Origin of the sequence: Hafnia alvei (genome assembly GCF_034424155.1) — a bacterium.
In the GTDB taxonomy this organism is placed as follows: Bacteria; Pseudomonadota; Gammaproteobacteria; order Enterobacterales; family Enterobacteriaceae; genus Hafnia; species Hafnia alvei.
Map to the genome: position 1 here is coordinate 2,367,490 of NZ_CP139992.1, position 25,367 is coordinate 2,392,856.

Genomic DNA, 25,367 nt, shown 5'->3' on the forward strand with positions numbered 1-25,367 from the left:
TTATCGAAATATTAAGATAGTGCTATTTGATAGCCTGTTTTAGGACAAGGAGCAAGGGGACGCAGTGCGATCTTGATTAGGCGGGTAATTATTAAACAAGAACTCCGCTATGCAAACACAGCAACTGTGGCACTCGCATAGCGGAACAAAATCAAAATATTGGAGAGCAAAAAACAGCAGGAGTTTATGGTCAGAGAATACAAGAAAAGTGACATTGTCACCTATCTAAACTCTCAGCAACGTACTCTGTCTTTCGCTCTGCCGGCGCTCTCCCGCGCTCATCGATGAGGAATCATTAACTTCATGATTACGACGACGGTAATCGCTCGGACTAACACCAACGCGCTTGCGGAATACGCGTGAAAAATAGAGCTGATCGTCGTAGCCCACCACGCGGCCAATGGTTGCAATGGGTTCTTGAGTGGTTTGCAGCAGAAGTTTAGCGCGGATAACCCGCTGATCTTCACGCCATCGCAGAATATTCACACCAACCTGTTCACGGAAAAGATGTGCAAGGCGCGACGGAGATAAGCAAACGTGTTTCGCTACGTCTTCAATGCGCAACTCATCAGCCAAATTGCCGGTAATAAACTGACAGGCTTCAATAATACGAGCATCCATAATGCGCTGCGGTGCCTGAGGATCTTCTTCCATCGCGCGCAGCAGCAACCGCTCGAGTAAATTCATTGCCAGTTCTTCCGCAAAGCGACGACCCGATTTGTGTGTTTGCTCAATATTGGCAAACAAGCGATCAAACTCTAGCAATGTATTTTCAGGCAGCACCATGTGCCCTACGCCGTTAACCTGACTGTGCCATTCCAACCAGTCGGCCCAATAGGCGCGCGGACGAAAATAGACCCAGCGGTGATACCAACAATCGCTTTCCGATGAGCGTCCATAAAAATGACTGGCTTTTGGTGGAAATAACAGCAACTCTCCCGGTTTGCTGTATAACGTTTCTTCTCCCTCTTTGCCGCTAAAAATGCGGCCTTCACCTTTGATCGTCAAATTGAGGATATAGCCTTTCATGCCCTCAGGACGATCAATAAAGAAGTCTAATGGTCCATCGGCAGTAATCGGCGTTAATCCTGCGACCAAATAAGCGTTAAAACTGTATCCCGGTAATAAGGGGTTTGGTTGTGGGTCCTGCGTTAAACGTTGATACATCGTCCCTCCCATCCATTAGTAAACCACCTAATCAGTTTACAGAGCAGCGAAAACGCTGCTCATAATTGCTGTAAAAATGTGAAGCAGATAAATAATTATCTATAATTTAAACTTAACAATCAGGACTCACTCTATTTCAGCTCACGTTTCAGGCGTAAATTTTGTCCCCAATGGGATTACCCCAGACTTTTCTTGGAGAGCTGTTTGTAGCGGTCAAAAATTACCGCTGCCAGCAAGATAACCCCGCGCACCACGTACTGAGAGAACGGTGAAATATTCAGCAAATTCATCGCATTTTCCACCGTACCCAAAATCAGTACACCCGCGATGACATAAGATATTTTGCCAATCCCCCCCTTGAGCGATACGCCCCCCAGCACGCAGGCCGAGATCACAATCAGCTCATAGCCAATTGACGTCATTGGCTGACCGCTGGTCATGCGCGAAGCCAAAATGATCCCCGCCGCCGCCGATACCAACCCCGACAACACGAAGATAATAATTTTGGTACGCACCACCGGGACCCCAGCGAGACGAGCGGCCTCTTCGTTACCGCCAATCGCTAAGGTATTTCGCCCAAAAGTGGTTCTATTGAGCAAGAAACCGAACAGAATAAAACAGATAACGGTGATCCAAATCGGTGACGGTAGTCCTAGCCAGTTGGCATAGCCCAATTCAAAAAAGCGTTCGTCTTCGATACCCACCGCTTTACCATCTGAAATAATGTAGGCTAAGCCGCGCACAATCTGCATCGTAGCTAACGTGGTGATCAACGCATTAATCTTTAAACGAGCAATTACAAAACCATTCACCAAACCACATACCGCGCCCAGCAACAAACCGGCAAAAATACCGATCCACAGGCTTTCGGTCATGTTAATGACCACAGCCGTAGTAACGCCCGCGCAGGCAATGACCGAGGCAACTGACAGGTCAAAATCACCCGATGCTAAGCAAAACAGCATCCCACAGGCCACCATGCCCGACATCGAGATAGCCAGCCCCAGCCCCTTCATATTGATAAACGACCCAAAATTAGGCACAAAAATCAAACAGGCAATAAATAGCGCGGCAAACACCACTAGCATGCCGTAACTATCCCAAATGCGGCTGAGATGAAGCCCCTTTTTTCCTGCTTTAACCGTCGCCGGCGTAGACGTGACACTCGACATAATTCTGCTCCTAGACTTTTTCAGGCCGCATGAGAGGAAGTGGATATACCCGGCATGGCGAGCGCCAGCGCTTTGGCCTCGCTGGCGTCTTCACGCAGCAACTCGCCAGACACTGCGCCCTCACGCATCACAATGATGCGATCGGCAAGGCCAAGCACCTCAGGCAAATCACTCGATGCAAACAGCACGGCAATACCCTGATCTGCCAGCTGATAGATCACATGATAGATTTCGTGTTTAGCGCCTACGTCAATGCCGCGCGTCGGCTCATCCAGTAAAATGACCTTCATATCTTCAGACAGCCAGCGTCCCAAAATGGCTTTCTGCTGATTGCCGCCGGAGAGATTCATAATCAGTTGCTCTGGACTTGGGGTTTTGATATTTAGCGCACTGATACGTTGATCCGCATTCTTAACTTCCCACGGATGATTTATCAGGCACCCTGCGGTTAGCGTATTGCGCCGTGCGCTGATGTTAATATTCTCGCGCACCGAATGAACGGGAATAATGCCGTCTGCTTTGCGATCCTCGGGGCATAGCATCATACCTTGGCGTATCGAATCTATCGGGCTGCGCACCTGCATATCATGCCCGTCCAACAGCACTTTTCCCTGCGTGATTTTGGTGCCACCAAACAGTGCTTTCATTAGTTCGCTACGGCCAGCGCCGACTAATCCAAAGAGCCCAACAATTTCGCCTTGTTTGACCTGCAACGAAACCGGCTGCTTAACACCCGGTGCCAACACCTCTTCAACCGCAAGACGAACCGGCCCATGTTCACGCGGCTGATAGCCGTAAACATCACCCAAATCACGTCCCACCATGGCCTGAACCAACGACTCATGATTGACCTGCTGCATGTCGACAAACGTTTTTACATATTTGCCGTCTTTAAACACCGTAATGGCATCGCTCAATGCGAAGATCTCTTCCATGCGATGTGACACATAGATAATCACGCGCCCTTCCGCCCGAAGTTCGCGGATCACGCGAAATAGCTGTTCTATTTCCCGCGACGACAGCGAACTGGTGGGTTCATCAAAAGCAATCACTTTGGCATTTCGTGCCAGTGCCTTAGCGATCTCAACCATCTGCCACTGACCGATGGAGAGATATTTCAGCGGCGTTTGCGGATCAATATCCAACCCTAAATGTTCAAGCTGCAAACGGCTTTCGTAATTCAGCAGTGAATTATTCACGAAGCCTTTTTTAGCCGGTAACTGGCCCAGATAAATATTTTCAGCCACCGTCATTTCAGGCACTAAATGCAGCTCTTGGTAAATAATGGCCACGCCAGCATCTAGCGCATCGGTGGTTTTATTGAATTGAACCGACTCGCCTTTAAGCACAATTTCACCCTGCGTCGGCGTATAGCTGCCGCTGAGAATTTTCAGCAACGTTGATTTTCCCGCGCCGTTTTCGCCCATCAGGGCATGGATCTGACCGGCTTGGCAGCTAAAACTGATGTCATCCAGCGCCTTCACCCCAGGAAATGTTTTCCCGATATGACGGAATTCCAAATAGGGTACGTTGGAGGTCATAAACCCTCTCCTTGCCAGCCTGCGACCAAAACAACAGTTGGCTAAAGTCATGAATTGATAGGATCTCGCCCTCGAAGTACGAGATCCGTTTCACTTTAAAATGAAGACTGCCGCTATAACCCTTTCTTTTTCAGCTCTTCTTTGAAGTTATCACGCGTGATCAGCACCACGTCGGTCACCGCCGTGAACTTGGCGGGCTCAACGTCTTTCGTCACCCAATCATTCAGCATCTGGATGCTCTTGTAGCCATGGATATCGGGGCTTGGTAACAGAGAACCGTAGAAGCCCGTTGGGTTGGCTTTAGAAAGTTCGCTAACCGCATCGACGCCGTTGATACCAATACCGATGACGTTATCGGCTTTAAATCCTTGGCCTTCCGTTGCGCGCACGCCGCCAAGAACGGTGTTGTCATTCATGCCAACGATCAGCCAGTTTTTGACTTTCGGATACTGAACTAACATGGAGTTGGCCGCGTCAAACGCGCCGGGAATATCATTCGATTTGGTTGGCACCTTGTAGATTTGTTTTTCAGGGAAGCCCGCCGCTTTTAATGCATCCATTGAGCCTGTGGTACGGCGACGTGCGGTATCCAGTTCATCGGCGGTAATCGCCATCACCCCAGTTTCATCGACTTTCCAGCCGCGCTTGTTCATCTCTTTCCACAGCTCTTGCCCTTGGCGCGCGCCAATTTCACTGGCCGCCATCATCACCAATGGCACATTTTCCATCGGCTTGCCTTTGGCATTCACAAACTGATCGTCGACGGCGATGACTTTTAAATCGTAGCTACGCGCCTTAGCGATAATCGCAGGGCCTAACTTGGGATCGGGAGTACAAATGACAAAGCCTTTAGCACCGCTAGCCGCGAGGCTATCAATCGCGTTTAACGTTTTCTCACCGTCAGGAACGGCAATTTTAATCACGTCGAATCCCAAATCCTTTCCGGCTTTATCGGCAAATGCCCATTCCGTTTGGAACCAAGGTTCTTCCGGTTGCTTAACCAAGAAACCGAGTTTCATGTTCTCGGCCATAGCGGATTGTGACATAACGGCAGCCAGTCCAATGGCAGCCAAAGCCTTAGTGAATTTATGCATATTTCTAACTCTCCAATTTCGTCATTCTTATGTAGCAGATTTGTCATGCAGACCATGCTGTTTAACGACGCAAAGCTAGGTGTACGAATTTAGGGGGTTTAGCGCAGCAGATACCAAACATATTGATATCACGCTGCAATGTAAGGTCGTTGTGTAGGACGGGCTAAGTTGTAGCGGCTAATTAAAGAACAAATAGAGAGCAAAATCACACCAGAAAAATACAGCCATTTTGTGCATATATTTAGCAATTCAATAACATTCAAAACTTTTGATGCGGGTCACATAAAAGCAAGTCGTAGCTGAAAAATACATACATGTAGCTAAGCCATCCTCACGCTAAAGGGGGCCTATTTCCTATGTTGGTTAGCAGTGAAATCTATATAACAGGAGATAGGGAATGCGCGTGAACCCCATTGCAATCGGGCTGGATTTTGGTAGTGACTCGGTGCGTTCGCTCGCCGTAGATTGTGTGACCGGTCAGGAGTTAGATACCGAAGTCGTCTACTATCCGCGCTGGAAACAAGGACTGTTTTGCGATGCGCCCGCCAACCAATTTCGCCACCATCCGCTCGACTATATTGAATCGCTCGAAAAGGCGATCAAAGCTGTGGTAGCAAGGATGAATGCGGAACAACGTGCTGCGGTGGTCGGGATCGGTGTCGATTCCACCGGCTCAACGCCAGCGCCGATTAATGATGACGGCGATGTGCTGGCATTACTGCCGGAATTTGCCAATAACCCGAATGCGATGTTTGTGTTGTGGAAAGACCATACCGCTATCGAAGAAGCTGAGGAGATCAACCAACTATGCCGCAACGGTTTGTTCCCTGACTACACGCGCTATATCGGCGGCGTGTATTCGTCTGAGTGGTTCTGGGCGAAAATTCTGCATATCAGCCGTCAAGATCGCGCGGTACGTCAGTCCGCAGCCTCATGGATTGAACTTTGCGACTGGGTGCCTGCGCTGTTGTGCGGTAAACAGCAGCCGCATCAGTTAAAGCGTGGCCGTTGCAGCACCGGACACAAAGCCCTTTGGCATCCATCATGGGGCGGTGTTGCTCCACGCGAATTTCTTGAAGCGCTCGATCCTTGCCTCAGCGAAAACCTGCAACAGCCTCTGTTTAGCGAAACCTACACCGCCGATCTTCCCGTGGGGAAATTAAGCGATGAATGGGCGCAGCGCCTAGGCCTCTCTACCAATGTTGTTCTCTCCGGCGGCGCTTTTGACTGCCATATGGGCGCCGTCGGTGCGGGTGCACAGCCGTATACGTTGGTAAAAGTGATTGGCACTTCTACCTGCGACATTCTGATTGCCGATCAACAGTTAATCGGCGATCGCACCATTGCTGGCATTTGCGGACAAGTTGATGGCAGCGTGATCCCAGGCTATGTCGGGCTAGAGGCCGGCCAGTCGGCGTTTGGCGATATGTACGCTTGGTTCAGCCGTTTGCTGACTTGGCCGCTAGAACAAGTCGCCAAACAACACCCAGAGCTAGCACCACAGCTAGAATGCACCATGAAAAACCTATTGCCGACGCTCACTGAGGAGTGGGCCAAAGCGCCGCATCTTAATCATCTCCCCGTCGTTTTGGACTGGTTCAACGGCCGCCGTACGCCTTTTGCCAATCAGCGTCTGAAAGGCGTGATCGCCGATCTTAATTTAGGAACTGATGCGCCAGCACTGTTCGGCGGGTTTATTGCCGCGACGGCCTTTGGCGCCCGCGCCATCATGGAATGCTTTGAACATCAGGGCGTACCGGTGGAAAACGTCCTGACACTCGGCGGGATCGCACGTAAATCACCGGTGATCATGCAGGTATGCTGCGATGTGATGAATCGCCCGGTGCAAATCGTGGCCTCCGATCAGTGCTGTGCGTTAGGTGCCGCAATTTTTGCCGCCGTCGCCGCAGGCACCTATCCCGATATCGCCACCGCCCAGCAGAACATGGCCAGCCAAGTTGAGCGCACGTTACACCCTAACCCCGAGCGCGTGGCGCGTTTCCAACAGCTTTATGAACGTTACCAGCAGTGGTGTCAGAGCGCTGAGCCCTGCTACGCCGCCGTCAAACATTAATTCCATTTAGAATTTACGGAGTCATCATGCAACAGTTCCAACAAAACGAAGTTTGGTTCGTTATCGGTAGCCAGCATTTATACGGTCAGCGTACGTTACAGCAGGTAAAGGAGCAGGCCGAAAAAGTGGTCGCCCATCTTAATCAAGTGGGTTTACCGGTCAAACTGGTGCAAAAACCGTTAGCGACTACGCCCGATGAAATTACTGCGCTGTGCCGCGACGCGAACTATCAGGACAACTGTCTTGGCCTGCTCGTCTGGCTACACACGTTTTCTCCAGCAAAAATGTGGATCAACGGGCTACGCCGCCTAGAAAAACCATTGCTTCAATTCCACACCCAGTTTAATGCCCAGATTCCGTGGGACAGCATGGATATGGACTTCATGAATCTGAACCAAACTGCGCATGGTGGCCGCGAGTTCGGTTTTATCGGTGCACGTATGCGCCAACAGCACAGCGTGGTTGCTGGACATTGGGAAGATCGACAGGCACAGGAAGGCATCGCACGTTGGATGCGCGTTTGTGCCGCAAAACACGAGAGCCAGCATCTGAAAGTGGCGCGCTTTGGCGATAACATGCGTGAAGTGGCGGTAACCGAAGGAAATAAAGTCAGTGCTCAAATTCAGTTTGGCTATAGCGTGAACGGCTATGCACTGGGTGATTTAGAACAGGTCGTTAATGAAGTTAGCCACAGCGATATCAGCGCGCTGGTGGAAGAGTATGAGGCCAGCTACATCCTAACTGACGCGGTGAAAAACGGCGGTGCAAAACGCGAGAATCTGCTGGATGCTGCACGCCTTGAGTTAGGCATCGAACGTTTCCTTCAGCAAGGCGGTTTTCAGGCCTTCACCACCACATTTGAAAACCTGTACGGGCTGAAACAACTCCCCGGCCTCGCCTGTCAGCGATTGATGCAGAAGGGCTATGGCTTTGGCGCTGAAGGCGATTGGAAAACCGCGGCTCTGCTGCGCATTATGAAAGTAATGGCGTCAGACCTACAAGGCGGCACCTCATTCATGGAGGACTACACCTACAATTTCCAGCCGGGTAACGATCTGGTGGTGGGGTCGCATATGCTGGAAGTCTGCCCGTCGATAGCCAAAGAAGAAAAGCCGCTGCTGGATGTTCAGCATCTTGGCATTGGTGGTAAAGCCGACCCCGCTCGCTTGCTCTTTTCCACCCCTGCCGGCGCAGCGTTGAATGCCAGCCTGATTGATTTAGGCGATCGTTTCCGCCTCTTGGTTAACTGCGTAGATACCGTTGAACAGCCACGTGATTTACCAAAACTGCCTGTTGCACGCGCCATCTGGAAAGCCCAACCGTCATTAGCCACCGCGGCTGAGGCGTGGATTTTAGCCGGAGGCGCGCATCATACGGTGTTTACCCAAGCGCTCGACGTTGAATATCTGCGCTTATATGCAGAAATGCACAATATCGAGTTCTTACTCATTGATAATGCCACCACGCTTCCTGCATTTAAAAATGAGATCCGCTGGAATGAAATGTATTACATGTTGAACCGTAAATAGCCTAGCACGCGATATAACATGGTGGCGCAGTGGTTATAACTGTGACCGCCATTTTTATGGTTTCACACAACTAAACTCTGCACAAACTGCAATCACAAATATAAAAGCACACCTAGTTTAATTAACTGCTTCATTTTGTTTATAAGTATTTCAACACATTTAATTAGCCGCCAATGATCTTGTACCTATCCCCGTTGATATATTGGACAGAAGATTATCGCGTTACCTTTTAAATTATATCCTTTTTTTTGATTATGTAACACGTATCACTAATATTGTACTAGACAGATGGTTTTCACTACATATACTGGAATCTCTTCTGAAATCCTTCCTGTTGATGAACATATAAAATGAACGTAAATGATTATCTGCTCAAGTTCCGCAGAGTTAGCACGCTGGAAAGCTTAGAAAAACTCTTTGACCATCTTAATTATTCTCTCGACGAGGATGAGGAAATTATTAATATGTATCGCGCCGCCGATCATCGTCGTGCGGAATTAGCCAGCGGCGGTCGTTTATATGATGTGGGCTGTGTCCCGAAAGAGATCTGGCGCTACGTTCAATAAAAATCATTAACCGCATTATATTGCCAGCAATCACCGGCTATTCGTTTGAATGCGGTTTCACGTTAACATTTGCTGCTTAAATGAACATATTTTTTGTTATCTTTCGGCAATAAACCCATTTGCCGTAGCCTTATAGCTAATTCCCTTTAAATTCATTTTATTAATAAGCAAAAAGCATGAGAAAAGAGTACTTACTCAGCCCATTTTAGCGTTTACTGGCTGCTTATTTTTGCCAAGGAAAATGCCTACTATGCGCTCTCGTGCTGCCACCTTTCTCCCGCTTATTGGCTCATTATTTGCCCTGTATATCATTTGGGGTTCAACTTACTTCGTTATTCGTCTTGGCGTAGAGAGTTGGCCGCCGCTGATGATGGCAGGCGTACGCTTTTTCTGCGCGGGTCTGGTAATGCTCACGTTTCTACGTCTGCGCGGGCATAAAATGCCGAGCGGTCGACCGCTATTAAACGCGGCAATCATCGGTATTTTACTGCTTGCCGCCGGTAACGGCGCGGTGACCGTAGCCGAACATCAGGATGTTCCCTCGGGAATTGCTGCGGTTATGGTTGCCACCGTTCCCCTTTTCACCCTGTGCTTTAGCCGATTGTACGGAATGCCGACGCGTTGGCTAGAATGGCTCGGCATCGCGATCGGTCTGTGTGGCATTATCTTACTTAACAGCGGTGGACATTTGAGCGGCAATCCGTGGATGGCGCTGCTCATTTTGGCGGGCTCAATGACATGGGCGTTCGGCTCGGTGTGGGGTTCGCGCGTTGAGTTACCGGCAGGGCTGATGGCCGGGGCGATCGAAATGCTCACCGCGGGGATCGTGTTACTGATTGCTAGCGCCATCGCCGGTGAACGTATGACACAGATGCCAAGCCTGCAAGGGATTCTGGCGGTAAGTTATCTGGCGGTTTTCGGCTCTCTGATCGCGATTAGCGCATATATGTTTTTGATTCGTAACGTTCGCCCCGCCGTTGCCACCAGCTATGCCTATGTGAATCCGGTGGTCGCCGTATTGTTAGGTACCGGCTTAGGCGGTGAAACGCTGTCGTCAACCGAATGGCTGGCGCTGTGCGTCATTATCGTTGCGGTTCTTCTGGTGACACTGGGTAAATATCTACTGCCACAAAATTGATTTCTCGCAGAGTAAACGTTTGCGTAGTGTGAAATATTACGCGCGAAAAATGAGTGTCGGGCGGTTTTCTCCATTGAGTGTACTGCCCGATAGCCTATAATCGTCGCCATTAACCTGTTTGCCTTTACCTGTTTTTGCAAGGATCACGACCCCATGACGTCCCTCTCCGAACAGATGCATGCTCCTCAGTTAAAACCTATCTCCCAGATCGCTGAACAGTTAGGGATCCCAACGACCCATTTGATCCCCTATGGCCATTACGCGGCAAAAATAGACATCAAGGCAATTAAACCTGAGCAAGGTACTGGCCAGCTCGTATTGGTTTCCAGCATTACGCCAACTCCGCTCGGTGAAGGTAAAACCGTCACAACCATCGGTTTAAGCCAAGGGCTAAACTTTATAGGCAAAAAAGCGTTGGCCTGTATTCGTCAACCGAGCCTTGGCCCAGTGTTCGGGGTAAAAGGCGGCGCGGCCGGCGGCGGCGTAGCGCAAGTTTTGCCCATGGAGCAGCTTAATCTGCATCTCACCGGCGATATTCATGCCATCACCGCGGCACATAATTTAGCCGCGGCAGCGCTGGATGCCCGTCTGTTCCATGAACAACGATTGGGCGATAAGTTTACTGAGCACACCGGATTAAAACGTCTCGATATCGATCCAGAACATATCCTGTGGAAACGCGTGATCGACCATAACGATCGGGCGCTTCGTAGCATTGATATCGGCGTGGGCGGCGGCAATAACGGCGTTCCGCGTCACGACGGTTTTGATATCACCGCGGCATCCGAGTTGATGGCTATCTTGGCACTGTCTGAAAGTTTGACCGATATGCGCCAACGCATTGGCCGCATTATTTTGGCTTATACGTTACAGGGTCACGCCATTACCACCGAAGATCTGGAAGTGGCTGGCGCAATGACCGTATTAATGAAAGAAGCCATTCATCCCACCTTGATGCAAACCAGTGAAAACACGCCGGTGCTTATTCATGCGGGGCCATTTGCTAACATCGCTCACGGCAACTCTTCGGTTCTTGCCGATCGCCTCGCCCTACAACTGGCCGATTATGTGGTCACCGAAGCGGGCTTTGGTTCCGATATGGGTATGGAGAAGTTCTTTAATATCAAATGTCGCCAGTCGGGTATCAAACCCTCTTGTGTTGTACTGGTTGCTACGCTGCGCAGTTTAAAAGCCAACAGCGGTAAGTTTAATATGAAACCAGGGCAGTCTTTGCCCGAAGAAGTTAAGCATGCCAACCTGCCTTTACTGACCGAAGGCGCGAGCAATTTAGCGTGGCATATTGGCAACGCATCCCGCTATGGATTACCGGTCGTTGTGGCTATCAATCACTTCCCAGAGGACAGCGCGGAAGAGCTTGAGTTCATACGCCAATTCGCGATGGAACACGGCGCTTTCGGCGTTGAAATCAGCGATGCGTTCTCAGCGGGTGGTAAAGGTACAGCTCAGCTAGCCGAATGTGTCACAGCCGCCTGCCGCAGCGGCGGCGAAGTGTCGTTGCTTTATCCCGATGACATGTCTCTGGCGGATAAATTACAGACGCTGGCAAAAAATGGTTACGGCGCGTTACGTGCCGAACTCACCCCAGAGGCGCAGGACACAATGCAGCAGCTCGAGCTAGCGGGATTTGGTCATCTACCGTTGTGTATGGCAAAAACGCCGCTCTCAATCAGTGCCGATCCGGCCCTGAAAAACGTGCCGCGTGATTTTGTGCTGCCTGTCACCGATCTGAAAGTGTCGGCGGGCGCCGGTTTTATTCGTGTTTATGCCGGTAACATTATGACCATGCCGGGGCTTAGCACCTTGCCCGCCTACCGCCATATTGATATCGATAACGCGGGAAATATCGTCGGGCTGAATTAAAGGAATAACGAAGTTACGCCGTAACATCGAATAAATTATCGTCATTTCGTGCATGCCGTGACCCGTTGACGGCTCGGCAGCACGATATCGATGATAGCGTTTCAATTAGCCTGTATGATGCGTAACGCTGAAATTTGGATTTAACGTGACGGCTATGCTGAAGGCATGTCGAAAGAAGGTGGCATTATGAAAACAAAACGGATTGGTGGCTGGCTCGTTGCGCCGCTGGCTTACATGATTGTCTCCTTGCTGTCGTCGAGTCTGATGCTGATTATCTTTTTGATGACAATCATCCAGCCCGCGAGTCGCAGTCAGTTGCTTTCGCATAGCCCCACGTTCTCCAGCCAGTGGATGCTGTCGTTTGCCATTACCGTGATCATCTGGGCCTTCACGTTGTTTAATCTGTACCTTTTTGGCAAACGCTCTCGCCGCTTCCCTAAATTTTTCATTTTATGGCTGCTGGTTATGGTGCTTTTAGCGTTGAAATCCTTTGCGTTTTCTCCGGTTACCGACGCCGCGGCGTTACGTAACATGGTGATGCCGTTGTTGGCTGCCGCTATTTTTGTTCCTTATATCAAGCGCTCAAGCCGCGTACGCGATACGTTTATTGAGCCGTAATAGGCTGTTTTTATCGGCGTTCAGTACTCCCTCATTCGAGTTAATTCGCAATAAATCGAATAACCTTGTACTTGATCTGTTGTCGTCCGGCGGCTAAATCCCGATAATACGGCGGTTTTTCTTCGTCTACTGTTTTTCTTGCTAGGTTTAGTTGATGACCGATTATTTGCTGTTACTGGTCGGTACCGTTCTGGTCAATAACTTTGTTTTAGTTAAGTTTCTCGGCTTATGTCCATTTATGGGCGTATCTAAAAAGCTGGAAACGGCCATTGGTATGGGGCTGGCAACCACCTTTGTACTCACCCTCGCCTCTGTTTGTGCGTGGGCAGTTAACGAATTCATTCTGGTGCCGCTGGCGCTAGGATATTTGCGTACCTTAACCTTTATCTTAGTGATTGCGGTCGTAGTGCAGTTCACCGAGCTGGTGGTGCGTAAAACGAGCCCTGCGCTGTATCGACTGCTCGGTATCTTCCTGCCGCTGATTACAACCAACTGCGCCGTACTTGGCGTGGCGCTGCTTAACGTCAACCAGTCGCATAACTTTATGCAATCTGCTGTTTATGGCTTTAGCGCCGCCGCAGGCTTCTCGCTGGTAATGGTACTGTTCGCCGCAATTCGCGAACGTTTGGCCGTGGCTGACGTGCCCGCGCCGTTCCGCGGTTCTTCTATTGCACTGATTACCGCCGGACTGATGTCCCTTGCGTTTATGGGCTTTACCGGGTTGGTGAAATTCTAATGTCGTCGTTGTGGATTGCTATTTGTGCCGTCGGCGCTATCGCGCTGGTTTCCGGTATCGTGCTCGGCTTTGCCGCGCGCCGTTTTAAAGTTGATGCTGACCCTATCGTTGAACAGATCGACGCTATTCTGCCGCAAAGCCAATGTGGCCAATGCGGCTACCCGGGCTGTCGCCCTTACGCCGAAGCCGTTTCAGGCGGTAGCGAAAAAATTAACCGATGTGCCCCTGGTGGCGAGCAGATGATGTTGAAGATTGCCGAACTGCTCGCGGTAGATCCTCAGCCTTTAGACGGCGAAGCCGCTCAGTCGGACCCGGTACGTCAGGTGGCGCTTATTGATGAAGAGAACTGCATTGGCTGTACGAAATGCATTCAAGCCTGCCCCGTTGATGCCATCGTGGGCGCAACGCGCGCTATGCACACGGTAGTGAGCGATCTGTGCACCGGTTGTAACCTGTGCGTCGCTCCGTGCCCAACCGACTGCATCACGTTAGTGGCGGTGCCAACCACCACGGCAAACTGGAAATGGGACCTAAACACCATTCCAGTCAGAACAATTTCCGTAAATGAACGCGAAGTGGAACACCATGTTTAATCTGTTTGCAGCGCTGAAAAAAGACAAGTTGTGGGACTTCAAAGGCGGCATTCATCCGCCTGAAATGAAGCACCCATCCAGCCATGTTCCGCTGCGCCATGTTTCGCTGCCGCCGATGTTGATTATTCCCGTTCAGCAACATATCGGGCCGGAAGGTGAACTGTTAGTCAAGGTCGGCCAGCACGTCATGAAAGGTCAGCCGCTCACGCGCGGCACAGGTCGCATGCTGCCGGTTCACGCTTCTACTTCAGGGGTGATTAGCGCCATCTCGCCTCAGATCACCGCGCACCCGTCGGGCCTGCGCGAAACCTGTGTTACCCTCATTCCCGATAATCAAGACCGCTGGGGAGAGTTGCATCCGGTCGCGGATTACCGCGCAGAGTCACCGCTAGCCCTCACTGAGCTTATCCATCAGGCGGGTATTGCAGGCTTAGGCGGTGCGGGCTTTCCGACTGGGAACAAATTGGAAGGCGGCTACGGCAAAGTTGAAACGCTGATTATCAACGCCGCCGAGTGCGAGCCCTATATCACCGCCGACGATCGTCTGATGCGTGAACATGCCGCTGAAATCATCACCGGCTGCGAAATTCTGCGCCATATTTTGTCACCTCAGCGCACCCTGATTGGTATTGAAGATAACAAGCCGGAAGCCATCGCGGCGCTGAAGCTCGCATTGCAAGGCCACGACGATATCAAACTGCGGGTAATCCCGACTAAATACCCTTCCGGCGGTGCCAAACAGCTCACCAAAATTCTCACAGGGATGGAAGTGCCTTTTGGCAAACACTCCGCTTCTATCGGCGTTTTAATGCAAAACGTCGGAACGGTGTATGCGATCAAACGCGCCATTATCGACGGTGAGCCGTTGATTGAACGCGTGGTCACGCTTACCGGTGAATTGATGAAAAAACCGGGCAACGTGTGGGCTCGCTTAGGCACGCCGGTTAAACATCTTTTGCAGGCCGGTGAATTTGAAGCTCAGAACCGCTCGCCGATGGTGATTATGGGCGGCCCATTGATGGGCTTTACCCTCGCCTATCTCAATGTGCCGATTGTTAAAATCAGCAACTGCATTTTAGCACCGTCAAAAAGTGAGTTTGACGAAGCCAGTGAAGAGCAGGCCTGCATTCGCTGTAGCCAATGCGCCGATGCCTGCCCTGCGGGTCTTTTACCACAGCAGCTTTATTGGTTTAGCCGTGGTCAAGAACATGAGAAAGCGCGCCAGCATCATCTGTTCGATTGCATCGAATGCGGCGCCTGCGCCTACGTTTGCCCAAGCAGCATTCCGCTGGTGCAGTACTACCGCCAAGAGAAGGCTGAAATTAAAGCCGCCGATCAGGAAGCCGCACGAGCCGCTCAGGCGAAAGAGCGCTTCGAAGCTCGTCAGGCGCGTTTAGAACGTGAAAAAGCCGCTCGAGAACTGCGCCATAAACAGGCCGCGGTGAAAGTGACCGAAACCGACCAAAGTGCGGTACAGGCTGCGGTAGCGCGCGTCAAACAGCGTCAGGAACAGCAAAACGGTATCAGCTCAATTCATCCGTTTAACAACGATCAGGAAGATAACAGCATTCGCGCAGCTCGTGAGGCGCGTAAAGCCTTGGCTCGCGAACGTAAGCAGGAAAATGTTTCTCAACCTGAAACCGAAGCCGATCCGCGTAAGGCAGCCGTTGCCGCCGCGCTCGCTCGCGTTAAGGCCAAAAAAGCCGCTCAGGCGAATACCGCTGAAGGTGCTACGACGGCCGATGAGAATATCGTTGTTCCTACTGACGTTGCTGAAGATCCACGCAAAGCCGCCGTTGCGGCCGCTATCGCGCGCGCCAAAGCGAAAAAAGCGAATGTCACTTCTGCTGTGGAGCAAGCAGAAACTACCGTTGAGGCCGATCCGCGTAAGGCCGCTGTGGCCGCGGCGATTGCGCGCGCTAAAGCAAAAAAAGCGGCTCAGGCTCAAGAAACCGATACGGTTTCAGCGCCATCTAATGAAGGCATTGATACCCAACAAGACCCACGCAAGGCCGCCGTTGCAGCCGCCATTGCCCGTGTAAAAGCGAAACAGGCCGCGCAGAAATCCGCCGCGGTTAACGAGGAATAAATGGCTTTTAGAATCGCCAGTTCACCCTTTACTCATAATCAGCAATCAACTCAGCGCATCATGCTATGGGTGATTTTTGCCTGTATCCCTGGCATTGCTGCTCAAGCCTATTTCTTTGGCTATGGCAATCTGATCCAATGCGCATTGGCCATTGTGACGGCGCTGCTGACCGAAGCGCTGGTTTTGCGCTTGCGTCATCGAAACGTAGCTAAAACCTTGGGTGATAATTCCGCCCTGCTGACGGCGTTGCTGCTGGGGATCAGTCTGCCTCCGCTTGCGCCTTGGTGGATGGTGGTATTAGGCACGGTCTTCGCCATCGTGATTGCCAAACAGCTGTACGGTGGTTTGGGGCAAAACCCGTTTAACCCTGCGATGATTGGCTATGTCGTTTTGCTGATTTCGTTCCCAGTGCAGATGACCACGTGGTTGCCGCCAGAGAGCTTGATGAGCGCCCCGCTGAATGTGAATGATACGCTGCTGCTTATTTTTAGCGGGCATACCGCTGACGGCACGGTCATCCATCAGCTGATTCAAACCGCCGACGGCATCAGCCAAGCCACGCCGTTAGACAGCTTTAAAACCAGTCTTCGCTCTGGCCATGACGTGGCTGAAATTCTGCGTCAGCCAATTTATCAAGGCGAATTTGCCGGTTTAGGTTGGCAGTGGGTAAATGCCGGGTTCTTGCTGGGTGGTATCGTGTTACTGCTGCGCGGTGTGATCCATTGGCAGATCCCTGTGAGCTTCATTGTGGCCTTAGCGGCATGCTCGGCTCTCGGCGGTTATTTCTCTCCTGAAAGCGCAGTGCCGCCGATGTTAGAGCTGTTCTCCGGCGCAACCATGCTGGGGGCTTTCTTTATTGCTACCGATCCAGTGACGGCATCCACCACACCGCGCGGGCGTTTGATTTTTGGTGGGTTGATTGGCGCATTAGTGTGGATTATCCGTACCTATGGTGGCTATCCAGACGGCGTGGCCTTTGCCGTGCTGCTGGCGAATATCACCGTACCGCTAATCGATCACTACACCAAACCACGCGCTTACGGACATCGCTAAGGAAACGCTATGCTTTCAACTATGCGCCGCCATGGCACCACGCTGGCATTGTTTGCCGTATTAGCCACAGGTCTGACGGCGGTGGTGAATGAATTAACCAAAGACACCATTGCTCATCAGGCCGAACTACAGCAAAAACAATTATTTGATCAGGTTCTGCCAACCGAGATGTATAACAACGAACTGCAACATGAATGTTACGTTGTCACGGATAAGCGTCTTGGGTCTGCTGCACCGCACCATTTATATCTAGCACGCAAAGATGGCGTACCGGTGGCTGCCGCGGTTGAGTCTACGGCACCCGATGGCTATTCCGGAGCGATTCAACTGCTGGTTGCCGCTGATTTTTCCGGTAAGGTGTTGGGCGTACGCGTTTTAGAGCATCATGAAACGCCCGGTCTTGGGGATAAAATTGATGCCCGAATTTCTGACTGGATTAACAGCTTCCGTAATCAAACCGTTCACGGTGATAATGACCCACGCTGGTTTGTGAAAAAAGACGGCGGCATGTTTGATCAGTTTACCGGTGCCACCATTACGCCACGCGCGGTCGTCAATGAAGTTCGCCATACGGCGGTTTTCTTACAAGAGAACCGCGAACGTATTGAATCCATGCCACGCTGCCAGATAACAGCAGGAGAAAGTAACTGATGAGTGAAGCCAAAACGCTGCTGGCAAATGGCCTGTGGAAGAATAACTCCGCGCTGGTTCAGTTGCTCGGCTTGTGTCCTTTGTTGGCGGTATCCTCTACCGCCACCAACGCGCTGGGCCTGGGGCTGGCAACCACGTTAGTGCTGGTTTTCACCAACAGCGCCGTTTCTGCCCTGCGCCGCTGGGTTCCGCACGAGATCCGTATTCCAATTTATGTGATGATCATCGCCTCGGTGGTGAGCACCGTGCAGATGCTGATCAACGCCTATGCCTTTGGGCTCTATCAGTCGTTGGGGATTTTCATCCCGCTTATCGTCACCAACTGTATCGTGATTGGCCGCGCCGAGGCTTACGCGGCTAAAAATCCGGTCGGTCTTTCTGCCATTGACGGTTTAGCAATGGGGCTGGGCGCAACCTGCGCGCTGTTCGTCTTGGGTTCGCTACGCGAAATCTGCGGCAACGGTACGCTGTTTGACGGCGCCGATTTATTGTTGGGCTCTTGGGCCAAATCATTACGCATTGAAATCTTCCACACCGATACGCCATTCCTACTGGCTATGCTGCCACCCGGCGCATTCTTGGGCCTAGGATTTTTGCTGGCGCTGAAGTATGTTATTGATCAGAAAATGAAAGCACGTCAGGCAGCGCGTCAAACGGTTGCTCCGACTCTCGATAATGGAAGTGAACGAGCACTATGAATCAGGAAAAGCGCACGCTGATCCTCAAGCGGCTACAAGAGAATAATCCTCATCCCACCACTGAATTGGCCTACAGCTCAAATTTCGAGTTGCTGATTTCCGTGCTGCTATCGGCGCAGGCTACCGATGTGAGCGTAAACAAAGCAACGGCGTTGTTATATCCGGTGGCAAATACCCCTGCGGCGCTGCTCGAACTGGGCGTTGATGGCATCAAGCAGTACATCAAAACCATCGGCTTGTATAATAGCAAAGCAGAAAATATCGTTAAGACCTGCCGGATCCTGCTTGATGAGCATAATGGTGAAGTGCCAGAAAACCGCGCTGCGCTTGAAGCTCTGCCCGGCGTTGGCCGCAAAACAGCCAACGTGGTGCTCAACACCGCCTTTGGTTGGCCAACAATTGCCGTAGATACGCATATATTCCGCGTGTGTAACCGCACCAGTTTTGCTCCGGGAAAAAACGTTGATGAAGTCGAAGCCAAGCTGTTAAAAGTCGTCCCGAAAGAGTTCAAGCTTGATTGTCATCACTGGTTAATTTTGCACGGCCGCTACACCTGTATTGCGCGCAAGCCGCGCTGTGGCTCATGCATCATCGAAGATCTGTGTGAGTTTAAAGAAAAAGTTTATCCCGAATCCTAATCAAACCGAAACATAATGCGCAGGCATTTTCTTGCGCATTATTGAATTCCGTCTCCCCGATAGACCTCAAATGCCCCCCGCAATATCCTCCTTCGACTGTGAGCGTGTTCGCTTTTTTCACAATATGTGTGAAAAGCTATCCCAACGTTGAGATCAAGGGTTTTTGTTGTCATTTTTTTGAAATAGATCACATTTATTAGGTCACGAAAAATAACTATTTTCATACAAAATGTGAATTTTTTGGATAATTATGCACATAAACAGTTATGCATTATTATTACAATGACATTTTTATAGAAAGCAGTCGATCACACTGGATATCTTTACAATAGAAGAATATATAACGCAAAGCGCTCTGATTATGATTTAATCAAAACATTAATTTGGGAAAGAGCAAAAACACAATGCTTCACTCTGCATAACATTTGTAACAACTCGCGGATGTTCTGCATAGAGTTTATGTAACAGAATATTTCATAGGTATTGTCAGACTGCATCATATAGTGAACATTAACCCTCGATCTTCCCACTTATAACAATGCAAAAGGATGCTTCCCCGCATCACTCTTTGTTTCCCTGTCACTGATGGGGTATGAAAAAATTCGAGGTATTTGTGTCAACCGCAAACAACAACAGTAATAAGGCCGATGAGAGCGTTAGCCTAAACGCCTTTAAACAGCCTAGAGCTTTCTACCTGATTTTCTCCATCGAACTATGGGAACGTTTTGGTTACTACGGCCTTCAGGGCATCATGGCCGTTTACCTGGTCAAAATGCTTGGAATGACCGAGGCCGACTCGATCACCCTGTTCTCTTCCTTCAGCGCACTGGTCTACGGCTTCGTTGCTATCGGTGGCTGGTTAGGCGATAAAGTTCTCGGCGCCAAACGCGTTATCGTGCTGGGTGCATTAGTCCTCGCCGTAGGTTATGCCTTAGTTGCCTTCTCAGGCCACGACATCACGTGGGTCTACGCAGGTATGGCAACTATCGCCGTAGGTAACGGCTTGTTCAAAGCCAACCCATCTTCTCTGCTGTCAACTTGCTATGAGAAAAACGATCCGCGTTTGGACGGTGCATTTACTATGTACTATATGTCCATCAACATCGGTTCCTTCTTCTCAATGCTGGCAACCCCTTGGTTGGCTGCAAAGTATGGCTGGAACGTCGCATTCTCACTGAGCGTTGTGGGTATGCTGATCACGCTGGTTAACTTCATGATGTGCCGTCGCTGGGTTAAGAACCAAGGTTCTAAACCTGACTTTGAGTCTCTGAAGTTACACAAACTGCTGATGACCTTAGTGGGCATCGTCGTGCTGATCGGTGTTTCTTACTGGCTGCTGCATAACCAAATCGTTGCTCGCTGGGCGCTGGCAGTGATTTCTCTGGGTATCGTTCTGGTATTCGCTAAAGAGACTTTCGCCCTGCACGGTGCTGCTCGTCGTAAGATGATCGTTGCTTTCCTGCTGATGCTGGAAGCCGTTGTCTTCTTCGTTCTGTATAGCCAGATGCCAACGTCTCTGAACTTCTTCGCAATTCACAACGTTGAGCACTCTATTCTGGGTATCGCGTTTGAGCCAGAGCAGTATCAGGCACTGAACCCATTCTGGATCATGGTAGCTAGCCCAATTCTGGCGGCGGTGTATAACAAGATGGGTGACCGTCTGCCAATGCCGCACAAGTTCGCTATCGGTATGGTTCTGTGTTCCGGCGCATTCTTAGTGCTGCCATGGGGCGCAACCTTCGCCAACGAACAAGGCATCATGTCTGTAAACTGGCTGATCCTGAGCTATGCGCTGCAAAGTATCGGCGAGCTGATGATTTCTGGTCTGGGTCTGGCAATGGTTGCACAGTTGGTTCCACAGCGTCTGATGGGCTTCATCATGGGCTCTTGGTTCCTGACTACCGCTGCTGCTGCGCTGATTGCAGGTAAAGTTGCTGCGCTGACCGCTGTACCTTCTGACGTACCAGATGCTCACGCATCACTGGCTATCTATAGCCACGTGTTTATGCAGATTGGTATCGTAACGGCTGTTATCGCCGTGCTGATGATGCTGACCGCGCCTAAACTGAATCGTATGACTCAGAGCAGCGATGAAGAAGTCGCTCGCGAAGCTGCGACTGCTTAATCTCTTCAGGCTATCATTATGAAAAACGCCCTCATGGGCGTTTTTTTTTATCTGCGAGCACCAACAAAAATACATAAACCAGTCACTGACAATTATTCATTGTCGCCGTAATATGGTTCCTCGCTAGGTATATCGATACCCCACACGGGGATATCAATGTCTCAGGATCGTCTAAGGAGTATTTGATGAAACTGTTTTACAAAGCCGGAGCTTGTTCTCTTTCTCCGCACATTGTTCTGCGTGAGGCTGGGTTAGACTTTACGATTGAGCGCGTCGATCTTGCTACTAAAAAGACCGAGCACGGTGAAGACTTCCTGAAGATTAACCCGAAAGGTCAAGTACCTGCCCTGCAGTTAGATGACGGAAGCCTGTTAACCGAAGGCGTCGCCATTGTGCAATATCTGGCTGACAAGGTGCCAGACCGTAACTTGATCGCACCGGCTGGCTCACTGGCTCGCTATCATGCAATTGAGTGGCTGAACTATATTGCCACTGAGTTACACAAAGGCTTTAGCCCACTGTTTAACCCGAAAACGCCTGAAGAATATAAAGCCATCGCACGTCAGAAACTGGAACAGCAGTTCGCCTACCTTAATGGTGTACTGAGCAACCAAAGCTATCTGCTGGGCGCACGTTTTAGCGTCGCCGATGCCTATCTGTTCACCGTGTTAGGCTGGGCTAAAGCCCTGCATTTCGATCTGCCAGCCTATCCAAACATTGTCAGCTATATGGCACGCGTAGCTGCTCGCCCAGCCGTTGATGCTGCGCTGACGGCTGAAGGCCTTAAGTAATCTGTTTCTGCTTTATCTAAAAGGCCCCTCGAGGGTCTTTTTCATTTCGAATCAATACCATCCTGCATAAATTCGTCGATCATAAGTGACTTAAAGGCATGGCTTGCCGCGCTAATATAGTGCGTTTTATGCAACAACAAGGCTGCCGTGCGTTCGGGTAACGAGGGCACCAAACTGATGGCGTGCATTTCACGCTGTTTTTCAATAATGGCCTGAGGAAGCACAGAGACTAATTCACTGCTTTTAACCAAATCGAGGATCGTGCTAATGGAATTGGCCTCGATGGCCAAATGCGGTTTTAGCTGATGCTGGTCAAAGTAGCTGTCGATATAGGCACGCGTAGCGAAATCCTGACTTAATAGCGCCATCGGCACGGCTGAGATCTCATCCAGCGTCATTTTTTCTTTGCTGTATAGCGGGCTATTTTCCCCCACGGCGACGGCCAGTACTTCAGAAAACAGAGGGAGATAATCGATATGTTCAGCGTTGTGAGAAACAAACGCCAAGCCGAGATCCAACTCATTTTCCTGCAAGTCTTTTTCTAACTGCTCCTGCGAGAGCTCACGCAGATGCAGCTGAATGTTGGGATATAGCTGATAAAAACGTTTAAACAACGGGCCGATCAAATAGGCGCTAAACGTGGGCGTAAAGCCAACCCGTAAACTTCCTCGGCTTAAATCCTGCACATCATGGATCGCTCGATACCCCATTTCTAGCTCATTCAGCGCACGACGCGCATGTTCAAGGTAGACCTCTCCCACGTCGGTTGGACGCACTATCCGGTGTGAACGATCGAGCAAAGCAACGCCCAACTGTTCCTCTAACTGCTTAATTTTTTGCGAGAGCGCGGGTTGAGAAAGGCAGACCTCTTCTGAAGCGCGGGTGAAATTTCGATGTTTGACAACGGAAAGAAGAGCACGGAGATTGCGGAGAAACATAACACCTACTATTCAAAAAAATTATACAAAGTATAAAAAATGGCACTTAGACATTATAGAGAAATAACCGCATTCTTGCTGCACGTTTTAGCACGCAGGAAAATATGATGCAGAACATCATCAAAGGCTTTTTAAAATTTCAGCAGGAATGCTTTCCGCAGCGTACCAAGCTGTTCAAAGATCTGGCGAATAACCAGAGCCCTAGCGTCCTTTTTATAACTTGTTCCGACAGCCGTGTTGTGCCGGAATTTCTGACTCAGCAGGAACCAGGCAATCTTTTCGTTATTCGCAATGCGGGTAATCTGGTTCCCTCTTACGGCCCTGAAGTCGGCGGTGTTTCCGCCAGCGTTGAATACGCGGTAGCCGCTTTAGGCGTAACCGATATCGTAATCTGCGGGCATTCCGACTGCGGAGCCATGACGGCGATTAACCAAGGTGTCAGCCTAGACCATATGCCGATGGTGGCTCAATGGCTGAAACATGCCGATGCTGCCAAACTGGTCAATGCGACCCGTTTCTATGCGTCCGAAGCCGAGAGCTTGAATGGCATGGTGCAGGCTAACGTCGTAGCACAACTTTCCAACCTAAAAACGCATCCTTCGGTGGCGGTCGCCATCGAGCAAGAACGACTCAACCTGCACGGCTGGGTCTACGACATTGAGAGCGGAGAAATGCTGACCCTTGAAGGGAAAAGCAAACAATTCGTTTCGCTGAGTGAAAATCCTTACGCATGCGCTTTAGCATCACACCGCGCAGCCAATGCAGCCTAATTCATTGACTATTTTGGAGAACATTATGACTCAAACACTGACCACTCAAAACGCACGTATCACCCTGACAGAAAACATTATTATGGCCAAAATGGCGAAAAATCTGTCTTGGCAGGATCTGGCCGACGGCACGAATATGAGTATCGCCTTCGTTACCGCAGCGTTATTAGGCCAACATCCATTGCCGGAACATGCCGCGCAAAAAATCGTAAAACAACTCGAGCTGCCAGAAGATGCCGCTTTGTTATTGCAGGCGATACCATTGCGCGGTTCTATTCCTCAGGGCATCCCAACCGACCCAACCATTTATCGTTTCTACGAAATACTGCAGGTTTATGGCACTACGTTGAAAGCGTTGGTGCACGAACAATTCGGCGATGGCATCATCAGCGCCATCAACTTCAAGCTGGATATTAAGAAAGTGGAAGATCCTGACGGAGGTTCACGCGCAGTGATTACTTTTGACGGGAAATATTTGCCAACCAAACCATTCTAATTTTAGGCAAATAAAAAATCCCCCAGCGGTCGTGTTTAACCACTGGGGGATTTATTGATAACGTACTATACAGCCGCTTTTACAGCGCAACGGCCGCGAACTGATGCACCGGCTGAGCGATCAGATCCTGAGCTGCAACAACCTGCAACTCATATTCCCCCATTTCTTTGGTGGTCAGCATCACTTCATAGACTGCTGCGGTCACATGTTCTAAGGCTTTCTTCAATGGTTCACCCTTCAGCATGTTCACCAGCAACAAACCACTGGTTAAATCACCCACGCCAACCGGCTGGCGAGCGCCAAAATCGACCAGCGGACGGCTGATGTGCCACGCTTCGTCGGCGGTAACTAAGATCATTTCAAAGCGATCTTTATGATAACCGGCGTAGGACAAATGTTTGACCAGAACCACTTTCGGTCCGCGAGCAATAACGCTACGAGCAGAAACCAGCGCTTCTTCTACGCTGTTAATGGTATGTCCCGTCAACTGTTCCAGCTCCAACAGATTAGGGGCCATGATGTCACTGCTGGCAACGGCATCACGCGCAAAGAATTCCGCTACGCCTGGTGCAACGATACATCCTTTTTCTGGGTGCCCCATCACTGGGTCGCAGAAATACCAAGCATTTGGATTGGCAGCTTTGACTTTGCGTACAATATCCAAAATATGCCCGCCCTGTTCTGGCGAACCAATATACCCACTCAATACGGCATCGCAGTTTTTAAGCTGATCGATGTCTGCAATTCCCTGCACAATTTCTGTCAAATGATTGGCTGGCATCACACAGCCAGTCCAGTGACCGTACTGGGTATGATTTGAAAACTGAACGGTGTTCAGTGGCCAGACGTTTACGCCCATACGACGCATTGGAAACTCAGCGGCGCTGTTTCCTGCATGACCAAAAACCACATGAGATTGAATAGATAGGATATTTTTCATGGATGCGACCTACTTCACTGTCGCTCTCGACAGCGGGTTATTCATATTAAGGGGAAAATAAGGGGGACC

23 protein-coding genes are annotated in these 25,367 nt (G+C 50.3%); 17 read left to right on the plus strand and 6 right to left on the minus strand.

The genetic code is table 11. The features are described 5' to 3' along the window. Positions 1-225: 225 nt before the first annotated feature. From araC to U0008_RS11085, 4 genes are all read right to left on the minus strand, one after another. Positions 226-1,167, minus strand: coding sequence for an arabinose operon transcriptional regulator AraC (gene araC, locus U0008_RS11070; RefSeq protein ID WP_025801031.1), 942 nt, complete (start codon positions 1,165-1,167; stop codon positions 226-228). Between the two features lie 176 nt (positions 1,168-1,343). Then, positions 1,344-2,339 (minus strand): L-arabinose ABC transporter permease AraH, encoded by a 996-nt coding sequence (gene araH / locus U0008_RS11075; RefSeq protein WP_051874139.1) that lies wholly within the window; start codon positions 2,337-2,339, stop codon positions 1,344-1,346. Positions 2,340-2,359: 20 nt separating this feature from the next. After that, the gene (araG, locus tag U0008_RS11080) at positions 2,360-3,880 is read right to left on the minus strand and encodes an L-arabinose ABC transporter ATP-binding protein AraG (RefSeq protein WP_043493246.1); all 1,521 of its coding nucleotides are present in this window, start codon (positions 3,878-3,880) and stop codon (positions 2,360-2,362) included. 113 nt (positions 3,881-3,993) lie between these two features. After that, positions 3,994-4,974: an arabinose ABC transporter substrate-binding protein gene (locus U0008_RS11085; RefSeq protein WP_025801034.1), complete on the minus strand. Its 981-nt coding sequence runs from the start codon at positions 4,972-4,974 to the stop codon at positions 3,994-3,996. 397 nt (positions 4,975-5,371) lie between these two features. Between U0008_RS11085 and U0008_RS11090 the strand changes: the two genes are divergently transcribed. The 15 genes from U0008_RS11090 to gstA all read left to right on the plus strand — a co-directional run bounded on the left by U0008_RS11090 (position 5,372) and on the right by gstA (position 22,154). Then, positions 5,372-7,048 carry a ribulokinase gene (locus U0008_RS11090; protein ID WP_043493247.1) on the plus strand — a complete coding sequence of 559 codons (1,677 nt, stop codon included), beginning with the start codon at positions 5,372-5,374 and terminating at the stop codon, positions 7,046-7,048. 26 nt (positions 7,049-7,074) lie between these two features. Continuing rightward, positions 7,075-8,577: an L-arabinose isomerase gene (gene araA, locus U0008_RS11095; protein ID WP_043493248.1), complete on the plus strand. Its 1,503-nt coding sequence runs from the start codon at positions 7,075-7,077 to the stop codon at positions 8,575-8,577. A gap of 350 nt (positions 8,578-8,927) precedes the next feature. Next, on the plus strand, positions 8,928-9,143 hold the full coding sequence (ydgT, locus tag U0008_RS11100) for a transcription modulator YdgT (RefSeq protein ID WP_025801037.1): 216 nt from the start codon (positions 8,928-8,930) through the stop codon (positions 9,141-9,143). 250 nt (positions 9,144-9,393) lie between these two features. Next, a complete protein-coding gene (gene yedA, locus U0008_RS11105) occupies positions 9,394-10,281 on the plus strand; it encodes a drug/metabolite exporter YedA (protein WP_043493250.1) in 888 nt (295 codons plus the stop codon). Positions 10,282-10,434: 153 nt separating this feature from the next. Further along, positions 10,435-12,162 (plus strand): formate--tetrahydrofolate ligase, encoded by a 1,728-nt coding sequence (locus tag U0008_RS11110; protein ID WP_043493251.1) that lies wholly within the window; start codon positions 10,435-10,437, stop codon positions 12,160-12,162. Between the two features lie 186 nt (positions 12,163-12,348). Further along, positions 12,349-12,780, plus strand: coding sequence for a DUF2569 domain-containing protein (locus U0008_RS11115; protein WP_046360009.1), 432 nt, complete (start codon positions 12,349-12,351; stop codon positions 12,778-12,780). A 154-nt stretch (positions 12,781-12,934) separates the two neighbouring features. Next, on the plus strand, positions 12,935-13,516 hold the full coding sequence (gene rsxA, locus U0008_RS11120) for an electron transport complex subunit RsxA (protein ID WP_025801041.1): 582 nt from the start codon (positions 12,935-12,937) through the stop codon (positions 13,514-13,516). Continuing rightward, positions 13,516-14,109, plus strand: coding sequence for an electron transport complex subunit RsxB (rsxB, locus tag U0008_RS11125; RefSeq protein ID WP_043493253.1), 594 nt, complete (start codon positions 13,516-13,518; stop codon positions 14,107-14,109). Before rsxA ends, rsxB begins: the two co-directional genes overlap by 1 nt. Then, the gene (gene rsxC / locus U0008_RS11130) at positions 14,102-16,198 is read left to right on the plus strand and encodes an electron transport complex subunit RsxC (RefSeq protein ID WP_043493255.1); all 2,097 of its coding nucleotides are present in this window, start codon (positions 14,102-14,104) and stop codon (positions 16,196-16,198) included. The genes rsxB and rsxC overlap by 8 nt, the downstream gene beginning before the upstream one ends. Next, positions 16,199-17,251, plus strand: a complete 1,053-nt coding sequence (gene rsxD, locus U0008_RS11135) for an electron transport complex subunit RsxD (protein WP_043493257.1) — start codon at positions 16,199-16,201, stop codon at positions 17,249-17,251. A 9-nt stretch (positions 17,252-17,260) separates the two neighbouring features. Then, a complete protein-coding gene (rsxG, locus tag U0008_RS11140; RefSeq protein ID WP_043493258.1) occupies positions 17,261-17,902 on the plus strand; it encodes an electron transport complex subunit RsxG in 642 nt (213 codons plus the stop codon). Next, the gene (locus U0008_RS11145) at positions 17,902-18,600 is read left to right on the plus strand and encodes an electron transport complex subunit E (protein WP_043493259.1); all 699 of its coding nucleotides are present in this window, start codon (positions 17,902-17,904) and stop codon (positions 18,598-18,600) included. The genes rsxG and U0008_RS11145 overlap by 1 nt, the downstream gene beginning before the upstream one ends. Further along, positions 18,597-19,238 (plus strand): endonuclease III, encoded by a 642-nt coding sequence (gene nth / locus U0008_RS11150; RefSeq protein ID WP_043493260.1) that lies wholly within the window; start codon positions 18,597-18,599, stop codon positions 19,236-19,238. The genes U0008_RS11145 and nth overlap by 4 nt, the downstream gene beginning before the upstream one ends. A 613-nt stretch (positions 19,239-19,851) precedes the next feature. Further along, a complete protein-coding gene (dtpA, locus tag U0008_RS11155; RefSeq protein WP_043493382.1) occupies positions 19,852-21,363 on the plus strand; it encodes a dipeptide/tripeptide permease DtpA in 1,512 nt (503 codons plus the stop codon). A gap of 185 nt (positions 21,364-21,548) precedes the next feature. After that, positions 21,549-22,154, plus strand: a complete 606-nt coding sequence (gstA, locus tag U0008_RS11160; RefSeq protein WP_043493262.1) for a glutathione transferase GstA — start codon at positions 21,549-21,551, stop codon at positions 22,152-22,154. 41 nt (positions 22,155-22,195) lie between these two features. Here gstA and cynR read toward each other — a convergent pair whose 3' ends face one another. Beyond that, on the minus strand, positions 22,196-23,092 hold the full coding sequence (gene cynR / locus U0008_RS11165; protein WP_043493264.1) for a transcriptional regulator CynR: 897 nt from the start codon (positions 23,090-23,092) through the stop codon (positions 22,196-22,198). A gap of 107 nt (positions 23,093-23,199) precedes the next feature. Here cynR and U0008_RS11170 point away from each other — a divergent pair, with 107 nt between their 5' ends. Continuing rightward, a complete protein-coding gene (locus tag U0008_RS11170) occupies positions 23,200-23,862 on the plus strand; it encodes a carbonic anhydrase (protein ID WP_025801051.1) in 663 nt (220 codons plus the stop codon). Between the two features lie 25 nt (positions 23,863-23,887). Further along, a complete protein-coding gene (cynS, locus tag U0008_RS11175; RefSeq protein WP_043493265.1) occupies positions 23,888-24,358 on the plus strand; it encodes a cyanase in 471 nt (156 codons plus the stop codon). A gap of 79 nt (positions 24,359-24,437) precedes the next feature. Here the strand turns inward: cynS and pdxY are convergent, their stop codons facing one another. After that, on the minus strand, positions 24,438-25,298 hold the full coding sequence (gene pdxY, locus U0008_RS11180) for a pyridoxal kinase PdxY (RefSeq protein WP_025801053.1): 861 nt from the start codon (positions 25,296-25,298) through the stop codon (positions 24,438-24,440). Positions 25,299-25,367 lie beyond the last annotated feature (69 nt).

Excerpts from the sequence above, each read along its gene's own strand:
- rsxA (WP_025801041.1), top strand. The coding sequence starts at position 12,935 with ATGACCGATTATTTGCTGTTACTGGTCGGTACCGTTCTGGTCAATAAC.
- U0008_RS11110 (WP_043493251.1), top strand. The coding sequence starts at position 10,435 with ATGACGTCCCTCTCCGAACAGATGCATGCTCCTCAGTTAAAACCTATC.
- rsxD (WP_043493257.1), top strand. The coding sequence starts at position 16,199 with ATGGCTTTTAGAATCGCCAGTTCACCCTTTACTCATAATCAGCAATCA.
- pdxY (WP_025801053.1), bottom strand. The coding sequence starts at position 25,298 with ATGAAAAATATCCTATCTATTCAATCTCATGTGGTTTTTGGTCATGCA.
- U0008_RS11145 (WP_043493259.1), top strand. The coding sequence starts at position 17,902 with ATGAGTGAAGCCAAAACGCTGCTGGCAAATGGCCTGTGGAAGAATAAC.
- araA (WP_043493248.1), top strand. The coding sequence starts at position 7,075 with ATGCAACAGTTCCAACAAAACGAAGTTTGGTTCGTTATCGGTAGCCAG.
- araH (WP_051874139.1), bottom strand. The coding sequence starts at position 2,339 with ATGTCGAGTGTCACGTCTACGCCGGCGACGGTTAAAGCAGGAAAAAAG.
- ydgT (WP_025801037.1), top strand. The coding sequence starts at position 8,928 with ATGAACGTAAATGATTATCTGCTCAAGTTCCGCAGAGTTAGCACGCTG.
- cynS (WP_043493265.1), top strand. The coding sequence starts at position 23,888 with ATGACTCAAACACTGACCACTCAAAACGCACGTATCACCCTGACAGAA.
- U0008_RS11115 (WP_046360009.1), top strand. The coding sequence starts at position 12,349 with ATGAAAACAAAACGGATTGGTGGCTGGCTCGTTGCGCCGCTGGCTTAC.
- rsxB (WP_043493253.1), top strand. The coding sequence starts at position 13,516 with ATGTCGTCGTTGTGGATTGCTATTTGTGCCGTCGGCGCTATCGCGCTG.
- U0008_RS11170 (WP_025801051.1), top strand. The coding sequence starts at position 23,200 with ATGCAGAACATCATCAAAGGCTTTTTAAAATTTCAGCAGGAATGCTTT.
- U0008_RS11085 (WP_025801034.1), bottom strand. The coding sequence starts at position 4,974 with ATGCATAAATTCACTAAGGCTTTGGCTGCCATTGGACTGGCTGCCGTT.
- nth (WP_043493260.1), top strand. The coding sequence starts at position 18,597 with ATGAATCAGGAAAAGCGCACGCTGATCCTCAAGCGGCTACAAGAGAAT.
- rsxG (WP_043493258.1), top strand. The coding sequence starts at position 17,261 with ATGCTTTCAACTATGCGCCGCCATGGCACCACGCTGGCATTGTTTGCC.
- gstA (WP_043493262.1), top strand. The coding sequence starts at position 21,549 with ATGAAACTGTTTTACAAAGCCGGAGCTTGTTCTCTTTCTCCGCACATT.
- yedA (WP_043493250.1), top strand. The coding sequence starts at position 9,394 with ATGCGCTCTCGTGCTGCCACCTTTCTCCCGCTTATTGGCTCATTATTT.
- U0008_RS11090 (WP_043493247.1), top strand. The coding sequence starts at position 5,372 with ATGCGCGTGAACCCCATTGCAATCGGGCTGGATTTTGGTAGTGACTCG.
- rsxC (WP_043493255.1), top strand. The coding sequence starts at position 14,102 with ATGTTTAATCTGTTTGCAGCGCTGAAAAAAGACAAGTTGTGGGACTTC.
- araC (WP_025801031.1), bottom strand. The coding sequence starts at position 1,167 with ATGTATCAACGTTTAACGCAGGACCCACAACCAAACCCCTTATTACCG.
- cynR (WP_043493264.1), bottom strand. The coding sequence starts at position 23,092 with ATGTTTCTCCGCAATCTCCGTGCTCTTCTTTCCGTTGTCAAACATCGA.
- araG (WP_043493246.1), bottom strand. The coding sequence starts at position 3,880 with ATGACCTCCAACGTACCCTATTTGGAATTCCGTCATATCGGGAAAACA.